We start from the raw sequence: 16,532 nt of genomic DNA, 5'->3' as shown, positions 1-16,532 counted from the left end.
AAAGATGAACTGCTAGGACTGGATTTCAGATGAAATTCGCATTCGTATTCCCCGGACAGGGTTCGCAGTCGGTCGGCATGCTCAACGCATTCGCCGAAAACCCGGTAGTACGCGCCACGCTCGAGGAAGCCTCGACGGCGCTGGGCCAGGATATCGGCAAGCTGATTGCCGAAGGCCCGGCCGAAGAACTGAACCTGACCACCAACACGCAGCCGGTGATGCTGACGGCCGCCGTGGCCGTGTATCGCGCCTGGCTGGAAGCCGGTGGTCCGGCGCCGGCCCTCGTGGCAGGCCACAGCCTGGGCGAGTACTCGGCGCTCGTGGCTGCAGGCGTGATTCCGTTTGCCGACGCCGTGCCGCTGGTGCGATTCCGCGCGCAGGCGATGCAGGAAGCCGTGCCGGTTGGCGAGGGCGGCATGGCCGCGATCCTGGGGCTGTCCGATGACGACGTGCGTGCCGCGTGCGCCGAAGCCGCTGCGGCAGGCGCAGGCGTGGTCGAGGCCGTCAACTTCAATGCGCCGTCGCAGGTAGTGATCGCCGGCAACAAGGCTGCCGTAGAGAAAGCTTGCGAAATCGCCAAGGCGAAGGGCGCCAAGCGCGCGCTGCCGCTGCCGGTTTCGGCGCCGTTCCATTCGTCGCTGCTCAAGCCGGCGTCGGATCGCCTGCGCGAGCGCATGGCCGGTCTTGCGTTCTCGGCCCCGGCAATCCCGCTCGTGAACAACGTCGACGTGGCGATCGTCAATGATCCCGCGCAAATCAAGGATGCGCTGGTCCGCCAGGCCGCTGCGCCAGTGCGCTGGGTCGAGTGCGTGCAGAAGATTGCCGCCGAAGGCGTGACCCATGTAATCGAATGCGGTCCGGGTAAAGTGCTGGCCGGTATGACCAAGCGCATCGACGGCAACCTCGTTGGTGGTGCAATCTTTGATCCGGCGTCGCTGCAGGAAACGCTGGCGCTGCTGAAGTAAGACCAAGGAACAAACGCAACATGAGCAAGACTCTCGAAAATCAGGTCGCGCTGGTGACCGGCGCCTCGCGCGGCATCGGCCGTGCCATCGCGCTGGAACTCGCGCGGCAGGGCGCCACGGTGATTGGTACCGCCACGAGCGAAGCTGGCGCGGCCGGGATCGCCGAGTATCTGTCCGGTGAAGGCCTGAAGGGCAGCGGCGTGGTGCTGAACGTGAACGATCCCGCCCGCTGCGAGGCCGTGATCGACGAGATCATCAAGGCCCATGGCGGTCTGAACGTGCTGGTGAACAATGCTGGCATCACCCAGGACCAGTTGGCCATGCGCATGAAGGACGAGGACTGGAGCGCAGTCATCGACACGAACCTGACCGCCGTGTTCCGTCTGGCGCGTGCCGTGCTGCGTCCGATGATGAAGGCCCGCGGAGGCCGCATCATCAATATCACTTCGGTGGTCGGCTCCACGGGCAACCCGGGTCAGATGAACTACGCGGCGGCCAAGGCCGGCGTGGAGGGCATGACCCGTGCGCTGGCGGCCGAAATCGGCAGCCGCAACGTTACCGTCAACTGCGTGGCACCCGGTTTTATCGATACCGACATGACCAAGGTGTTGTCGGAAGAGCAGCATGCGGCGCTGAAGACCCGGATTCCGCTGGGTCGTCTCGGCCAGCCGGAAGACATCGCCAATGCGGTGGCATTCCTGGCCGGTCCGCAGGCAGCCTACATCACGGGCACTACGCTGCACGTGAACGGCGGGATGTACATGAACTGATGATGTCGTTCGGTTTCGGTTTCGAGGGAGAAGCCTGAAAAAGCCGGACGAAGCTGTTGTTTTTCAAACCAAACGGGTGCGTTTCTTGCAAAGATTGGCAGGCGGATTTTTTGTGGTCCAAACCTGCTAAAATGCGCCCACTTTTTGTCGAACTTCCCTGGAGGGTTACATGGACAATATCGAACAACGCGTCAAGAAAATCGTTGCTGAGCAGCTTGGCGTGGCCGAGGCAGACATCAAGAACGAATCGTCGTTCGTGAACGATCTCGGTGCGGACTCGCTGGACACGGTTGAACTCGTGATGGCGTTGGAAGATGAATTCGGCATGGAAATTCCCGATGAGGAAGCCGAAAAGATCACGACCGTGCAACAAGCCATCGACTACGCCACCGCGCACGTCAAGGCCTAAGCCGTCGTCTTCGCATTCCGAGCCACAGAAGGCAGATCGATGGGACCATCATGGTCCCGTCATGCTGTTTTCTGTGGCTTTCGTCTGTTCGACGAAGCAGAATCGGAATGATCTTGACCCGTTTGGCCCGCAGGCAAACGCCTGGCGGCAGAACAGGCGAGATCGTGAATCAATCCAATTCCGCTTCACGCACTCGTAGGAAAATATAGTGAGCCGTCGTCGCGTCGTCGTCACTGGGCTTGGCCTTGTGTCTCCGGTCGGAAACACGGTTGCCGAAGGCTGGGCCAACCTGGTTGCCGGCAAGTCCGGCATCGCCACCATTACCAAATTCGATCACTCGCCGTTTGCAGTACATTTTGCTGGCGAAGTGAAGGGCTTCAATGCCGAGGATTACATCCCGGCCAAGGAAGCCCGCAATATGGATACGTTTATCCATTTCGGCATTGCGGCGGGTTCGCAAGCGCTCAAGGACAGCGGTCTGGAAATTACCGAGGCCAATGCAGAGCGCATCGGCGTGCTGGTAGGCTCGGGCATCGGCGGGTTGCCGATGATCGAAGACACGCAGATGACGCTGGCCGAACGTGGTCCGCGCCGGATTTCGCCGTTCTTCGTGCCGGGTTCGATCATCAACATGATCTCCGGCCACCTGTCGATCATCCATGGCCTCAAGGGGCCGAACCTGGCTGCAGTGACGGCTTGCACGACGGGCCTGCACAGCATTGGCCTGGCTGCCCGCCTGATCCAGGCCGGTGATTGTGATGCCATGCTGGCCGGTGGCGCCGAATCGACGGTATCCCCGCTCGGTATTGGTGGCTTTGCTGCGGCTCGCGCCCTGTCCACGCGCAATGACGATCCCGCAGCGGCGTCGCGTCCGTGGGACAAGGATCGTGACGGCTTCGTGCTGGGCGAGGGTGCCGGTGTGATGATGCTCGAAGAGTACGAGTCGGCCAAGGCGCGCGGCGCGCGTATCTATGCCGAACTGGTAGGTTTCGGCATGAGCGGTGACGCGTTCCACATGACTGCCCCGAACACCGATGGTCCGCGCCGCTGCATGGTGGCCGCGATCAAGGATGCTGGCATCAATCCGGACGAGGTCAACTACCTCAATGCGCACGGCACCTCGACGCCGCTGGGCGACAAGAACGAAACCGACGCCGTCAAGCTGGCATTCGGCGATCACGCCTACAAGATGGTGGTCAATTCGACGAAGTCGATGACCGGCCACCTGCTGGGCGGCGCCGGCGGTCTGGAATCGGTATTCACGGTTCTGGCGATCCACAACCAGGTTTCGCCGCCGACCATCAACATCTTCAACCAGGATCCCGAATGCGACCTGGACTACGTTGCCAACACGGCACGTGAGATGAAGATCGATGTGGCCGTGAAGAACAATTTCGGCTTCGGCGGCACCAACGGTACGCTTGTATTCCGCCGCGTTTGATTACGCGCGTTCCGCATGACTTGGGGCCTGTCCATGGCGGACGGCCCCGGTCCCATTTCTGCCTTTCCCCCGCCTTGCCCGCACCCTTGGGGGTTGCACGCAGGTGCAACCACGAGTGCCGGGTTGGAACCATCTTGCGCAGTTGTGGTCACAGAATGCGCTTCGCGACACGCGATAACGCCGGAATCGTAGGTAAAATACAACGCTTGTATTGACGACGAAACCAAGAGATACACTGCAGCAGGTGAACCATACGTGAGCGAACGCGAAGCCGATCAGCTTCTAGTTGAACGCGTCCAGCAGGGCGACAAACGGGCATTTGAATTGCTGGTGACCAAGTACCACCGCAAGATCATTCGCCTGATCTCTCGCCTTGTCCGGGACCCCGCGGAAGTTGAGGATGTGGCGCAGGATGCCTTTATCAAGGCATACCGCGCTCTGCCCCAGTTCCGGGGCGACTCCGCTTTCTACACGTGGCTGTACCGGATCGCCGTAAACACCGCCAAGAACTACCTTGCCACCCAGGGTCGGCGGCCGGAAGCGTCCAGCGATATCGATGCTGAAGAGGCTGAAACTTTTGCGGACGGTGAACAACTAAGGGATATCAATACGCCGGAGTCGATGCTCCACACGCGCCAGGTAGCCGATACGGTGAACCGGGCGATGGAAGCTTTGCCGGAGGAATTGCGCACCGCCATCACGCTGCGCGAGATCGAAGGCCTCAGCTATGAGGAGATCGCGGAGGCGATGGGGTGTCCGATCGGTACGGTGCGCTCGCGGATTTTCCGGGCGCGCGAAGCGATCGCCGAAAAGTTGCGCCCGCTGCTGGGAACGGCAGAGGGCAAGAGGTGGTAAGAGACGCTGACAAGTTGTTGGTGCTGGCGTCTCGCGTTTTTCGCGTTATGAATGTCGTGCAGCCAGCGTTGCAGCCTATTCCTGCATCGATAAACGACAAGCGGTAGTGACGGGATTTATCGGTGTTCAATGGAATTTCTTGGGGTTGGAAATGGGTCAGGCTCATAAGCAGTCGGTTCATGTGATGGAAGCCGCGGAGCAGATCTCCGCATTGATGGACGGCGAGCTGGCGCCGCACGATATCGACACAGCGCTTGGCCTTGCCAAGGGCAACGCGGGAATGGCGGACTGGTCGATGTACCAGTTGATCGGCGACTCGCTGCGCTCTGAAGAGCTGACGCACTCTGGCTCGACCGAAGCCTTTCTCTCCCGTTTCTCCGTACATCTGGAAGCAGAACCGCACGTGCTGGTCCCGGCCGTGGCGGCTGCCGGTCGTCATCGACTGCTGGTACGTCCTTCCTGGGTGCGCCGCGTGGTGCCCGGTACGGCCATTGCCGCGGCCGTGGCTGCGGTGAGCTGGGTCGTGGTGCCGCAGATGCGCGGCCCGGGTGACGTTGGTGCTCCCGATGCCGTGGTCGCTCGGGTCGAGCAGCAGCCTGGCGCGCCAGTAAAGGCCAGTGCCACTGCCCCGGCCGCAGGCGGCTCGATCGTCGCGGTCTCGGCTGACAATACCCAGATGATTCGCGATCCTCGCCTGGACGAATACCTGCGCGCCCATCGCACATCGGTTGCAACGGACGCCTTTGTGCCGACCATGCGCACGGTGGCCAATGGTGCCAATTTCTCTCAGGACAATTCGCAGGAATAATGCCGGACATGCATAAAGGACCGTCGCTCGCCAATGTAGCGGGCGTACACGGAAAGAAGGGCCTGCGCAGGTCCTTTTTTCTGGCCTTGTGTCTGACCGCTGCTGCCGCGACTGCGCAGCCGTCTGACAATACGCTGAACCGCCGCGACGCCACGGCGTGGCTGAACAAGATCCATCGTGCAGCGCAGCGCGAAAACTATGTCGGAACGCTGATCTATCAGCGCGGCAGCGTCATCCATGCTTCGCGCATCCAGCATTACAGCGATCTCGCGCACAACGAGTACGAACGGCTGGAAACGCTCGACGGCAAGCCGCGTGAGGTGCTACGCCAGAATGACGTGGTGCACAGCCTGATCCCGGAAGCCAAACTCGTCGTGGTGGAGAAGCAGGAGGCGAAGGATCGCTTCCCTGCGCTGCTGGCCACGAACAAGAGCGACGTGCTTGATCTCTATGACATGCACAAACTGCCCGCCGAGCGTGTGGCCGGTGTCGAGTGCGAGGTGTTCTCCCTCGAGCCGCATGACGCAGCGCGCTATGCCGTGCGCCTGTGGGCGGACAGAAACTCTGGTCTGCTGATGCGGGCACAGACGATCGGCGAGGCCGGGAAGGTGCTCGAGCAGGTGGCGTTCTCGCAGGTCGATATCGGTGTGCCGTCGGAAAAGCAGCGCATCCTGAATGCAATCAAGGGTGCCAGTTCCTGGAACCACTACGAGGTTACCTACCAGTCGGCGAATATTGCCGACGAAGGTTGGACGATCAATACCTCCCTCAAGGGTTTCCAGAAAATTCGTGAAGTGCGGCGTCCGCTAGGCGAGCTGCATGCGCCGACGCCTGGCAACAGCAAATCCGAGCAGGTCTTCGAGGTATTGCAGGTCGTCTACAGCGATGGCCTGACGGGCCTTTCGATCTTTATCGAGCCCGTTTCCGAACAACGCGCCCGCCGCGAAGGCGTGGCGTCGCTCGGTGCCACGCAGGTAGTGGTGCGTCGTGTGGCCGATTTCTGGATCACCGTGGTCGGCGAGGTGCCGGCTGCAACGGTGAGGCAGTTTGCGGCCGGCGTGGAGTACCGCCCCCCCAAGGCGGCGGTACACTGAGCGAAACTGGTGTGCCGGCGACGAGGCAGCAGTCTCGTACCGGCCCGCCAGGCAGTGCGCTTCGCAGGCGTCCCCGGTTTCATGTGCTGCGAAGCATCCGTTTCTCGCTGATCTCCGGGAGTTTTGTCGATGATTTCCAGATCCCCAGCCCTGGCGCGGGTCGTGGTCATGGTGGCCATGCTCGTGTTCGGTCCGGCTGTTTCCGAATTGGGGCATGCCCAGGCGGCTGCCCAGAACTACAACCTGCCTGACTTTACCGATCTGGTCGAAAAGGCTAGCCCGGCGGTTGTGAATATTCGCACCACGGAGCGTGTGCGCTCCCGCGGCGGCAATTCTCCCGACGATGACGAAATGGCGGAATTCTTCCGCCGCTTCTTCGGCGTGCCGATGCCGGGCATGCCTACCCCGCCGCGCCGCGGCCAGCCTCCGCAAGGTCAAGGCCAAGGCCAGGGGCAGGGCGAAGAACAGAGTCGTGGTGTTGGTTCGGGCTTCATCATCAGCCAGGACGGCTATGTCATGACCAACGCCCACGTGGTGGCCGACGCCGATACCATCTACGTGACCTTGCCGGACAAGCGCGAATTCAAGGCCAAGCTGATTGGCTCGGACAAGCGTACGGACGTGGCGCTCCTCAAGATCGATGCGACGGGTCTGCCCCGTCTGCCGCTTGGTGACTCGGACAAGATCCGCCCGGGCGAATGGGTGCTGGCGATCGGCTCGCCGTTCGGTCTCGACAACAGCGTGACCGCGGGTATCGTTTCGGCCAAGGGCCGTGATACCGGCGACTACCTGCCGTTCATCCAGACCGACGTGGCGGTGAACCCTGGCAACTCGGGCGGCCCGCTGATCAACCTGCGTGGCGAAGTCATCGGTATCAATTCCCAGATCTACAGCCGTAGTGGCGGTTACATGGGCATCTCGTTTGCAATTCCGATCGACGAGGCCATGCGCGTGACCGAGCAACTGAAGGCGACGGGCAAGGTGACGCGCGGCCGCATTGCAGTGGCTATTGGCGATGTGACCAAGGAAGTGGCGGATTCGCTCGGCCTGGGCCGCGCGCGTGGCGCCCTGGTTGGCAGCGTCGAGCCTGGCGGTCCGGCCGAGAAGGCGGGCATCGAGCCTGGCGACATCATCCTGAAGTACAACGGCCGCGATATCGAAAAGGCTTCGGACCTGCCGCGCATGGTCGGCGATACCAAGCCCGGCGCGCGCGTACCGATGCAGGTGTGGCGCAAGGGGCAGTCGCGCGAGGTGATGATTACCGTGACCGAACTCGAGCCGGATAATGCGCGCACCGCGTCCCGGCGTGGCGACAAGCGCAATGGCAGTGGCGAGGACGTCGCCCCGGCGCCGAAGCCGAACGCGCTTGGGCTGATCGTCAACGATATCCCCGAGGCGCGCCTGCGTGAGCTCAAGGTCAAGTCGGGTGTCGAGGTCGATACGGCGGACGGCCCCGCCGCGCGCGCCGGAATTCGTCCGGGCGACATCATCCTGCGGCTCGGCGATACGGACGTGACCGGCTCGAAACAGTTCAACGAACTCGTCAAGGGCCTGGACAAGAACAAGATGGCTGCCGTATTCGTGCGGCGCGGCGATGCCACCCAGGTGCTGACGCTGCGTCCGACACAGGCGCGCTGACGCTTCTGGCCGAAGCCAAGAGATCGCGCCGGACAACCTCCGGCGCGATCTTTTTTTGATGGGTGCGTCAAGCTGCATTCCGGTGGGGCTGCAGGAGGCACGGCCCCGATCATTTCGCGGACGGAAGTCCTTGAAAATCCTGTAAAATCCCGGATCGGCGCGCGTTGCGCGTCCCACCTTTTTCCAGCTCCTGCGCCCGACTGACCCACCTGGGCCGCGCCGGTGCTTCCCAGAACGTTAGATGGACCATATTCGTAATTTCTCGATCATTGCCCACATCGACCACGGCAAATCCACCCTGGCCGACCGGATCATTCAGCGCTGTGGCGGGCTGTCCGATCGCGAGATGGAAGCGCAGGTGCTCGATTCGATGGACATCGAGAAAGAGCGCGGCATCACCATCAAGGCCCAGACGGCCGCGTTGAGCTACCAGGCGCGTGACGGCAAGGTCTATAACCTGAACCTGATCGATACGCCGGGACACGTCGACTTCAGCTACGAAGTCAGCCGCTCGCTGTCGGCATGTGAAGGTGCGCTGCTTGTGGTCGACGCCTCGCAGGGCGTGGAAGCGCAGACCGTGGCGAACTGCTACACCGCCATCGAACTCGGCGTGGAAGTGGTGCCCGTTCTCAACAAGATCGACCTGCCGCAGGCCGATCCCGACAACGCGAAGCAGGAAATCGAAGACGTCATCGGCATCGATGCGAGCGACGCAACCCCCTGTTCCGCCAAGACCGGGCAGGGCGTGGAGGACGTGATCGAGGCGCTGATCGCCAAGGTTCCGCCGCCCAAGGGCGATCCCGCCGCGCCGCTGCAGGCACTGATCATCGACTCGTGGTTCGACAACTACGTGGGCGTAGTGATGCTCGTGCGCGTTGTCAACGGCACGCTGCGCACCAAGGACAAGATCCTGCTGATGGCCACCGGCGCCCAGCACCTGGTGGAGCAGGTCGGTGTGTTCTCGCCGAAGTCGGTTCAGCGTGACGAACTGACGGCCGGGCAGGTAGGCTTTGTGATCGCCGGCATCAAGGAACTGAAGGCTGCCAAGGTTGGCGACACGATCACCACCACGAATCGCCGCGCCGAAGCGCCGCTGCCAGGCTTCAAGGAAGTCAAGCCGCAGGTGTTCGCGGGCCTGTATCCCGTGGAGTCGAACCAGTACGAAGCGCTGCGCGAATCGCTGGAAAAGCTGCGCCTGAACGACGCATCGCTGCAGTTCGAGCCGGAAGTCTCGCAGGCACTCGGCTTCGGCTTCCGCTGCGGCTTCCTGGGCCTGCTGCACATGGAAATCGTGCAGGAACGCCTGGAGCGTGAATTCGACATGGACCTGATCACGACCGCGCCGACCGTGGTCTACCAGGTTCAGCTCCGTGACGGTTCCATGGTGACCGTCGAGAACCCGGCCAAGATGCCCGATCCGAGTCGGATCGAGGCCATTCTCGAACCGATCGTCACGGTCAACCTGTACATGCCGCAAGACTATGTCGGCTCGGTGATCACGCTGTGCACGCAGAAGCGTGGCAACCAGATCAACATGAGTTACCACGGCAAGCAGGTGCAGCTCACCTACGAGATCCCGATGGCGGAGATCGTGATGGACTTCTTCGACCGGCTGAAATCGGTGTCGCGCGGTTATGCGTCGATGGACTACGAGTTCAAGGAATATCGCCAGTCGGATGTGGTCAAGGTCGATATCCTGATCAACAGCGACAAGGTCGACGCGCTGTCCGTGATCGTGCACCGTTCGAATTCGCAATACCGCGGCCGCGAAGTGGCTGCCAAGATGCGTGAGATCATTCCGCGCCAGATGTACGACGTTGCCATCCAGGCCGCGATCGGCTCCAACATCATTGCGCGTGAGAACGTCAAGGCGCTGCGCAAGAACGTGCTGGCCAAGTGCTACGGCGGTGATATTTCCCGAAAGAAGAAGCTGCTGGAAAAGCAGAAAGCAGGCAAGAAGCGGATGAAGCAGGTGGGCACCGTCGAGATCCCGCAGGAGGCGTTCCTGGCCATCCTGCAGGTGGACGACAAGTAAACGCATCCAAGCCATAACAAGACATCGACATCACTCGAAGCCGTCATGAATTTTGCACTGATCCTTTTTGTGCTGGTGGTCATTACGGGCATTGCCTGGGTCGCGGACAAGCTGGTGTTCGAACGCCAGCGCCGCAGCGTAGCGCAGCTTGCGCTTGCCGAGTTCGACGCACGGCGTACCGACATGCAAGCCATGCAGGGTGCGTCCGATCTGGACAAATCGCGCGCCAAGCTGGCCGAGGAAAAGTTGCGCCAGCCTTGGTGGCTCGAGTACTCGGCGAGCTTCTTCCCTGTGATCCTGGCCGTATTCGTGCTGCGATCGTTCGTGGTGGAACCGTTCAAGATCCCGTCCGGATCGATGATCCCCACGCTGCTGATCGGCGACTTCATCCTCGTCAACAAGTATGACTACGGTATTCGCCTGCCGGTGGTGAACAAGAAGATCATCAACGTGGGCGAGCCGCAACGCGGCGATGTCATGGTGTTCCGCTATCCGAAGGATGAGTCGCTCGACTACATCAAGCGCGTGATCGGCGTTCCCGGCGACGTGGTGAAGTACGAGAACAAGACGCTGACCATCAATGGCAAGCCGGCCGATTACAGCGCCTTGCCTGATTATCTCGATGAGGAGCGCCTGGCATACTCGAAGCATTTCGTCGAAAAGCTGCCGGGCGGCCCCGAGCATGGCATTCTCAACGACACCGATCGCCCGGCCTTCGTGGCTGGCGCGGATCCGGATTTTCCGTTCCGCGAGAACTGCACTTACAATCAGCAGGGTGTGACGTGTAAAGTGCCGGAAGGTCACTATTTTGTAATGGGTGACAACCGGGATAACAGCCTGGATTCCAGATACTGGGGTTTCGTGCCGGACCAGAACATCGTCGGCAAGGCGTTCATGATCTGGATGAATCTGGGTAATTTCGGACGCGTAGGGTCGTTCAAATAACGAACTGGCGGCTTTGCGCGGCGCAAGACACTCAATAAGAGGGAAGCGCAACATGGGTCAAAAGCTTTTGGGTTTTGGGGGAAGTGCTCGCGTTGGTGTGATTCGAAAATCACGCGGGTTCTCGTTGGGATCGCTTCTGGTTGTCATCATTATCGTGGGAGCGGTGGCGCTGCCTGCGATGAAGACGATTCCCAGTCTGCTGGAGTATTTTTCCGTCAAGCGAGCGGCCAAGTACGCCATGGACACCTCGAGCAATCGGGCGGACGCCATCGCCAATTTCAACAAGCAGGCCTATATAGATCGCATTACTTCGATCAAGGGCGACGATCTGGACATCACCGAGGATGAAGGTGGCCGGATTCGCTCGATCGGTTTCGAGTACCGGACCGAAGTGCCAATCTACGGTCCGTTGAGCTTTTTGATTACCTATTCGGGAACGTAGTAACCACATGACCCTCGACGCCTTGCAGCAACGTCTCGGCTACCGATTCAGCAAGCCCGAATTGCTGCAGCAGGCGCTCACGCATCGCAGCCATAGCGCCCAGCACAATGAGCGCCTTGAGTTCCTGGGCGACTCGGTGCTGAACTGCGCGGTGGCCGATATGCTCTTTGGCATGTTCGGCAAGCTCGACGAGGGCGATCTTTCCCGTGTGCGCGCCAATCTGGTCAAGCAGCAGGCGCTATACGAGATTGCACAGATGCTACAGCTTTCCGATGCGTTGCGGCTGGGTGAGGGCGAACTCAAGAGCGGCGGGTTCCGCCGCCCTTCGATCCTTGCCGATGCGCTCGAGGCCATCGTCGGCGCCGTATTCCTCGATGCGGGTTTCGACGCGGCACGCGCGCTGATCCGCAAGCTGTATATCCCCATTCTGGAGCAGGTGGACCCGCGCACGCTGGGCAAGGACGCCAAGACGCTGCTCCAGGAGTATCTGCAGGGCCACAAGATTGCCCTGCCACAGTACAACGTCATCGCCACGCACGGTGCGGCGCACAGCCAGCAATTTGAAGTCGAATGCATCGTGCCTAAACTGGAGGTACGCGTGTTCGGTACAGGCGCGTCGCGCCGTGCCGCCGAACAGGCTGCAGCCAAGCTTGCGCTCGACGAAGTTCAGAAACTGGTGCCGCAGCTGCTCAAGCGCAGCCGTGCCGAGCGTACGGGCAAGACGCGCAAGCAGCCTGCGCCGCCAGATCCCCAGTTGTCTCTCAGGTTGAAGGAATGACCGATTCTCTCCCTCCGCAGCAGGATGCGGCGGACCCGTCCGGCGCCGCGGTATTTCGCTGCGGCACGGTGGCCATCGTTGGCCGTCCAAATGTTGGCAAGTCCACGCTGATGAACGCGCTGGTCGGCCAGAAGATCAGCATCACGTCACGCAAGGCGCAAACCACGCGGCATCGCATCGTTGGTATCCAGACCACGGACGACGCCCAGTATGTGTTCGCCGACACGCCGGGTTTCCAGACCCGGCATGCCAGCGCGCTGAACCGTTCGCTGAATCGCGCGGTCACGTCGACGCTGTCATCTGTCGATGTCGTGCTGTTTGTCGTCGAGGCCGGCTATTTCGGTGCCGACGACGAAAAGGTGCTGTCGCTGTTGCCGAAGAACGTCCCGGTGCTGCTGGTCTGCAACAAGCTCGACCGTATCGGCGAAGGCCGCTACGAAGTGATGATGCCGTTCCTGGAGCAGATGGGGCAGCGCTTCCCGTTTGCGGAAGTGGTGCCGATGTCCGCCAAGACGCGCGATCACATCGAGCGTCTGCTGGCGATCATCCGTCCGTACCTGCCGGAAGGCGAGCCAATGTACGACGTGGACGCGATGACCGATCGCAGCGAGCGCTTCCTGGCTGCGGAGATCATCCGCGAAAAGGTGTTTCGCTGGACCGGCGACGAGTTGCCGTACACGAGCACCGTGGTGATCGACAAGTTCGAGACCGAAGGGCGCCTGCGCCGGGTCTTCGCGACGATCCTGGTCGAACGCGATGCGCACAAGGCGATGATCATCGGGAACAAGGGCAGCAAGCTCAAGCAGATATCCACCGAGGCACGCCTCGACATGGAGAAGCTGTTCGATGGCAAGGTCTACCTGGAGATGTGGATCAAGGTCAAGAGCGGCTGGGCCGATAACGAAGCCGGACTGCGCGCCTACGGCTACGAGTGAGCAAGATGCCTGACGTGCGCCGCGCCGCTTCGTCGCGTACGCGCAGCGCCGATCCGATTGCCGAGGAGGCTGCCGAGTTGCTGGGGTCGGGCGCGGTCCCGGCCATGAGCGCGGCGGTCAGCCCGGCAGTGGCAGCCGGCCGCGAAATGATGGACCGCGCGATGCGCATCGTGCCCGCACGGTCGGAGTTGCGCGTTACCAGCGAAGCAGGCTTCGTGCTGCACGCGCATCCCTATCGCGAAACCAGCCTTGTCCTGGATGTATTCACGCGCGATCACGGCCGCGTGGCGATGGTCGCGAAAGGCGCCAAGCGCCCGCATTCGGCGCTGCGCGCGGTGCTTCAGCATTTTCATCCGATTGCGCTGTCCTGGAGCGGGCGCGGCGAGGTCAAGACGCTGACCAAGGCCGAGTACGTCGGCGGCATGCTGCCGCTGGCCGGCGATGCGCTGCTTTCCGGCTTTTACCTGAACGAACTGCTGCTGCGGTTCTGCCCGCGCGAAGACGCGCATCCGGCACTGTTCCGCCATTACATGGTGACGCTGACGCGCCTTTCGCATGGCGAGCCGGCCAGCTTCGTGTTGCGCAGCTTCGAGCGTGTACTGCTGCAGGAAACGGGGTTCGCCGTGGCGTTCGACCAGTGCATCACTTCGGGCGAGCGCGTGCTGCCCGGTATCGACTACGTCTACCAGCCCGAACGCGGCGTGCGGCGCGCTCAGGCAAGCGACCCATCGAGCTGGCCAGTGGTGTCGGGCCAGACCTTGCTCGATATGGCGCAGGACGACTACTCGCGCGCGCAGACCGGATTGCAAAGCCGTGCGCTGATGCGGTTTCTGCTGCATTATTATCTGCAGGGCGCGCCGCTGAAAACGCGCCAGATCCTGATCGATCTGCAGTACCTTTGATCCCCCAATTTTTCTGAGCAAGCCGGCATGATCTTCCACGCGAACCCCGGTGTTATCGACCTTGGCGTCAACATCGACCATGTCGCCACGCTGCGCAACGCGCGCGGCACGGTCTATCCCGATCCGATCCAGGCGGCGCTGCAGGCCGAAGAGGCCGGCGCGGACCTGATTACGCTGCATCTGCGCGAGGACCGCCGCCACATTCGCGATGCCGATGTGCGTGCGCTGCGGCCGAAGCTGGCCACGCGCATGAACCTTGAATGCGCGATCACGTCCGAGATGCTCGATATTGCCTGCGAGATCAAACCGCAAGATGTCTGCCTGGTGCCCGAGAAGCGCGAGGAAGTGACTACCGAGGGTGGTCTGGACGTGGCGGGTCATTTCGAGCAGGTCAGCGCCGCGTGCCGTCAGCTTGCCGATGCCGGCATCCGCGTCTCGCTGTTCATTGATGCGGACCCGGTTCAGATTGCTGCAGCGGCCGCGTGCAAGGCGCCCGTGATCGAGATCCATACCGGCCGTTACGCGGATGCACACACCCCTGACGAGCAGGCTGCGGAGTTCCGTCGTGTGGCCGAGGGCGTGGAGGCAGGGCAGAAGCACGGCCTGATCGTCAACGCCGGCCACGGCCTGCACTACACGAACGTGCAGCCGATTGCGGCGCTGCCCGGCATCAAGGAACTGAACATCGGCCATGCGATCGTCGCGCATGCGGTGTTCGTCGGCTGGCAGAACGCCGTGCGCGAGATGAAGGCCATCATGGTGGCTGCGCGGCTTGGCACGCGTTACCCCGTACCGGGTCAGCCGGCGTGATCTACGGCGTCGGCACCGACATCATCCAGATCGACCGCGTGCAGGGCGTGATGGAACGCACGCGCGGCCGCTTTGCCGAGAAAGTGCTCGGGCCGCGCGAACTGAAGATCTATCACGCACGCAAGGCGCGCTCCGAGAAGCGCGGTCTGGCCTTCCTGGCCACGCGCTTTGCCGCGAAGGAAGCATTCTCGAAAGCGATCGGCCTTGGTATGCGCTGGCCAATGACATGGCGCGCGATGGAATTGCTGAACCTGCCGTCGGGCGAGCCCACGCCGCAATGCACTGGCGAACTGGCGGACTGGGTGCGGGAACGTGGCCTGGCGATCCGTGTCAGTGTCAGTGACGAACATGACTATGCGGTCGCGTTTGCGATCGCCGAGCGGACCGGTCAGCCGACTGGCCCGCAATCCGAACCTGCTTCGAACTGAATCAATATGAACAAGAAAGTGTCCGGCAAGCGGCCGGGTCCGGTAGTGCTCGATGTGGTAGGCAAGGCGCTGACGGCCGATGATGAGCGTCGCATCGCGCATCCGTTGACGGGCGGTGTGATCCTGTTCGCGCGCAACTTCGAGTCACGCGCGCAACTGGTGGCGCTGACGCGGGCAATTCGCGATGTCCGTGACGATGTGCTGATCTGCATCGACCATGAAGGCGGCCGCGTGCAACGCGCAAAGACAGATGGCTTTACGCACCTGCCGGCGATGTCCCGGCTCGGCGAGCTGTGGGATCGTGATGTGCTGGTGGCCACCAAGGCGGCGATCGCCTGCGGCTATGTGCTGGCCGCCGAGTTGCGTGCCTGCGATATCGACCTGAGCTTTACGCCGGTGCTCGATCTGGACTACGGCCGTAGCGGCGTGATTGGCGATCGCGCATTCCATGCCGATCCGCGCGTCGTGACCATGCTGGCCAATCACTTGACCCATGGCCTGCTGCTGGCCGGCATGGCCAACTGCGGCAAGCACTTCCCGGGCCACGGCCATGTCGAAGCCGATTCGCACGTGGCGGTGCCGGTTGACGAGCGCACGCTCGAAGAGATCCTGTCGCAGGACGCACGGCCGTACGACTGGATGGGACAGGCGCTGGCGTCCGTGATGCCCGCCCACGTGATCTACCCGAAGGTCGATCCGAACCCAGCCGGTTTCTCGCGCTTCTGGCTGCAGGATATCCTGCGCACCCAGCTTGGCTTTGAGGGTGTGATCTTCAGCGACGACCTCAGCATGGAGGGCGCCAGCGTGGCCGGTACCGTTACGCAGGCCGCGCGTGCCGCGCTTGAGGCGGGCTGCGACATGGTGCTGATCTGCAACCACCCGGAACGCGCGGACCAGTTGCTGGGCGAACTCGATGTGGCAGGCAGCAAGGTATCGCAACGGCGCATCCGCAAGCTGTTTGGCCGCCGTAGGCCGCTGGACTGGAACAAGCTGCAGCAGGAAGCCGAGTATCGCGCGGCGCTGCGTCAGCTCAAGGAACTGGAACTGATCAAGTAAACCGCTGGCGATCGGCGGGCAACAAAAAAGGCAGCCGAAGCTGTAATGCCGTTCAGTTAAGGCTGAACGGCATTTTTCATTTTTAGCGCAGAAGCGGTTGTAAACCGTGAGCCGCAGTGTTAACTTTGCGGCGCCGTGTTATCCGCTCACCTCAACTATCTCCTGGAAGCCCAGCTACCGTGCGACTTCGGTCGGCTCGGCCAGCATTTGCCCTACGAGTG

The 16,532-nt window shown here is 61.9% G+C and carries 17 protein-coding genes; all 17 read left to right on the top strand.

All coding sequences use genetic code 11. From position 1 onward, the window contains the following. The first annotated feature begins 29 nt into the window (after positions 1–29). The 17 genes from fabD to nagZ all read left to right on the top strand — a co-directional run bounded on the left by fabD (position 30) and on the right by nagZ (position 16,311). The gene (fabD, locus tag B552_RS0110675; RefSeq protein WP_019449012.1) at positions 30–965 is read left to right on the top strand and encodes an ACP S-malonyltransferase; all 936 of its coding nucleotides are present in this window, start codon (positions 30–32) and stop codon (positions 963–965) included. Between the two features lie 20 nt (positions 966–985). After that, positions 986–1,735 carry a 3-oxoacyl-ACP reductase FabG gene (gene fabG, locus B552_RS0110670; protein WP_019449011.1) on the top strand — a complete coding sequence of 250 codons (750 nt, stop codon included), beginning with the start codon at positions 986–988 and terminating at the stop codon, positions 1,733–1,735. Between the two features lie 169 nt (positions 1,736–1,904). After that, positions 1,905–2,144, top strand: coding sequence for an acyl carrier protein (acpP, locus tag B552_RS0110665; RefSeq protein ID WP_008644813.1), 240 nt, complete (start codon positions 1,905–1,907; stop codon positions 2,142–2,144). Between the two features lie 208 nt (positions 2,145–2,352). Next, positions 2,353–3,585 (top strand): beta-ketoacyl-ACP synthase II, encoded by a 1,233-nt coding sequence (gene fabF, locus B552_RS0110660; RefSeq protein ID WP_019449010.1) that lies wholly within the window; start codon positions 2,353–2,355, stop codon positions 3,583–3,585. 255 nt (positions 3,586–3,840) lie between these two features. Then, complete coding sequence (gene rpoE / locus B552_RS0110655) at positions 3,841–4,440, top strand: RNA polymerase sigma factor RpoE (protein WP_019449009.1); 600 nt, start codon at positions 3,841–3,843, stop codon at positions 4,438–4,440. Between the two features lie 151 nt (positions 4,441–4,591). Beyond that, positions 4,592–5,248: an RseA family anti-sigma factor gene (locus B552_RS0110650; protein WP_026035531.1), complete on the top strand. Its 657-nt coding sequence runs from the start codon at positions 4,592–4,594 to the stop codon at positions 5,246–5,248. Between the two features lie 8 nt (positions 5,249–5,256). After that, positions 5,257–6,342 carry a MucB/RseB C-terminal domain-containing protein gene (locus tag B552_RS0110645; RefSeq protein ID WP_026035530.1) on the top strand — a complete coding sequence of 362 codons (1,086 nt, stop codon included), beginning with the start codon at positions 5,257–5,259 and terminating at the stop codon, positions 6,340–6,342. 129 nt (positions 6,343–6,471) lie between these two features. After that, positions 6,472–7,980, top strand: a complete 1,509-nt coding sequence (locus B552_RS0110640) for a DegQ family serine endoprotease (protein ID WP_019449006.1) — start codon at positions 6,472–6,474, stop codon at positions 7,978–7,980. Positions 7,981–8,221: 241 nt separating this feature from the next. After that, positions 8,222–10,015 carry a translation elongation factor 4 gene (lepA, locus tag B552_RS0110635; protein ID WP_019449005.1) on the top strand — a complete coding sequence of 598 codons (1,794 nt, stop codon included), beginning with the start codon at positions 8,222–8,224 and terminating at the stop codon, positions 10,013–10,015. A 45-nt stretch (positions 10,016–10,060) separates the two neighbouring features. Continuing rightward, complete coding sequence (gene lepB / locus B552_RS0110630; RefSeq protein ID WP_019449004.1) at positions 10,061–10,960, top strand: signal peptidase I; 900 nt, start codon at positions 10,061–10,063, stop codon at positions 10,958–10,960. Positions 10,961–11,012: 52 nt separating this feature from the next. Next, positions 11,013–11,402 (top strand): DUF4845 domain-containing protein, encoded by a 390-nt coding sequence (locus tag B552_RS0110625; protein ID WP_026035529.1) that lies wholly within the window; start codon positions 11,013–11,015, stop codon positions 11,400–11,402. A gap of 7 nt (positions 11,403–11,409) precedes the next feature. After that, complete coding sequence (gene rnc, locus B552_RS0110620; RefSeq protein WP_019449002.1) at positions 11,410–12,180, top strand: ribonuclease III; 771 nt, start codon at positions 11,410–11,412, stop codon at positions 12,178–12,180. Next, positions 12,177–13,115 (top strand): GTPase Era, encoded by a 939-nt coding sequence (era, locus tag B552_RS0110615; protein WP_019449001.1) that lies wholly within the window; start codon positions 12,177–12,179, stop codon positions 13,113–13,115. The genes rnc and era overlap by 4 nt, the downstream gene beginning before the upstream one ends. Before the next feature lie 5 nt (positions 13,116–13,120). Then, positions 13,121–14,017: a DNA repair protein RecO gene (gene recO, locus B552_RS0110610; protein WP_035879705.1), complete on the top strand. Its 897-nt coding sequence runs from the start codon at positions 13,121–13,123 to the stop codon at positions 14,015–14,017. A 27-nt stretch (positions 14,018–14,044) separates the two neighbouring features. After that, positions 14,045–14,827 (top strand): pyridoxine 5'-phosphate synthase, encoded by a 783-nt coding sequence (gene pdxJ / locus B552_RS0110605; RefSeq protein ID WP_019448999.1) that lies wholly within the window; start codon positions 14,045–14,047, stop codon positions 14,825–14,827. Then, the gene (gene acpS, locus B552_RS0110600; RefSeq protein WP_019448998.1) at positions 14,824–15,255 is read left to right on the top strand and encodes a holo-ACP synthase; all 432 of its coding nucleotides are present in this window, start codon (positions 14,824–14,826) and stop codon (positions 15,253–15,255) included. Before pdxJ ends, acpS begins: the two co-directional genes overlap by 4 nt. A gap of 6 nt (positions 15,256–15,261) precedes the next feature. Continuing rightward, positions 15,262–16,311 (top strand): beta-N-acetylhexosaminidase, encoded by a 1,050-nt coding sequence (nagZ, locus tag B552_RS0110595; RefSeq protein ID WP_019448997.1) that lies wholly within the window; start codon positions 15,262–15,264, stop codon positions 16,309–16,311. Positions 16,312–16,532: the final 221 nt, after the last annotated feature.

This window comes from Cupriavidus sp. BIS7, assembly GCF_000292345.1.
In the GTDB taxonomy this organism is placed as follows: domain Bacteria; phylum Pseudomonadota; class Gammaproteobacteria; order Burkholderiales; family Burkholderiaceae; genus Cupriavidus.
Note: the sequence above shows the minus strand (reverse complement) of the source record. Positions and strands in the feature narration are given on the sequence as shown.

Excerpts from the sequence above, each read along its gene's own strand:
- fabD (WP_019449012.1), top strand. The coding sequence starts at position 30 with ATGAAATTCGCATTCGTATTCCCCGGACAGGGTTCGCAGTCGGTCGGC.
- fabG (WP_019449011.1), top strand. The coding sequence starts at position 986 with ATGAGCAAGACTCTCGAAAATCAGGTCGCGCTGGTGACCGGCGCCTCG.
- acpP (WP_008644813.1), top strand. The coding sequence starts at position 1,905 with ATGGACAATATCGAACAACGCGTCAAGAAAATCGTTGCTGAGCAGCTT.
- B552_RS0110650 (WP_026035531.1), top strand. The coding sequence starts at position 4,592 with ATGGGTCAGGCTCATAAGCAGTCGGTTCATGTGATGGAAGCCGCGGAG.
- B552_RS0110645 (WP_026035530.1), top strand. The coding sequence starts at position 5,257 with ATGCATAAAGGACCGTCGCTCGCCAATGTAGCGGGCGTACACGGAAAG.
- B552_RS0110640 (WP_019449006.1), top strand. The coding sequence starts at position 6,472 with ATGATTTCCAGATCCCCAGCCCTGGCGCGGGTCGTGGTCATGGTGGCC.
- lepA (WP_019449005.1), top strand. The coding sequence starts at position 8,222 with ATGGACCATATTCGTAATTTCTCGATCATTGCCCACATCGACCACGGC.
- lepB (WP_019449004.1), top strand. The coding sequence starts at position 10,061 with ATGAATTTTGCACTGATCCTTTTTGTGCTGGTGGTCATTACGGGCATT.
- B552_RS0110625 (WP_026035529.1), top strand. The coding sequence starts at position 11,013 with ATGGGTCAAAAGCTTTTGGGTTTTGGGGGAAGTGCTCGCGTTGGTGTG.
- rnc (WP_019449002.1), top strand. The coding sequence starts at position 11,410 with ATGACCCTCGACGCCTTGCAGCAACGTCTCGGCTACCGATTCAGCAAG.
- era (WP_019449001.1), top strand. The coding sequence starts at position 12,177 with ATGACCGATTCTCTCCCTCCGCAGCAGGATGCGGCGGACCCGTCCGGC.
- recO (WP_035879705.1), top strand. The coding sequence starts at position 13,121 with ATGCCTGACGTGCGCCGCGCCGCTTCGTCGCGTACGCGCAGCGCCGAT.
- pdxJ (WP_019448999.1), top strand. The coding sequence starts at position 14,045 with ATGATCTTCCACGCGAACCCCGGTGTTATCGACCTTGGCGTCAACATC.
- nagZ (WP_019448997.1), top strand. The coding sequence starts at position 15,262 with ATGAACAAGAAAGTGTCCGGCAAGCGGCCGGGTCCGGTAGTGCTCGAT.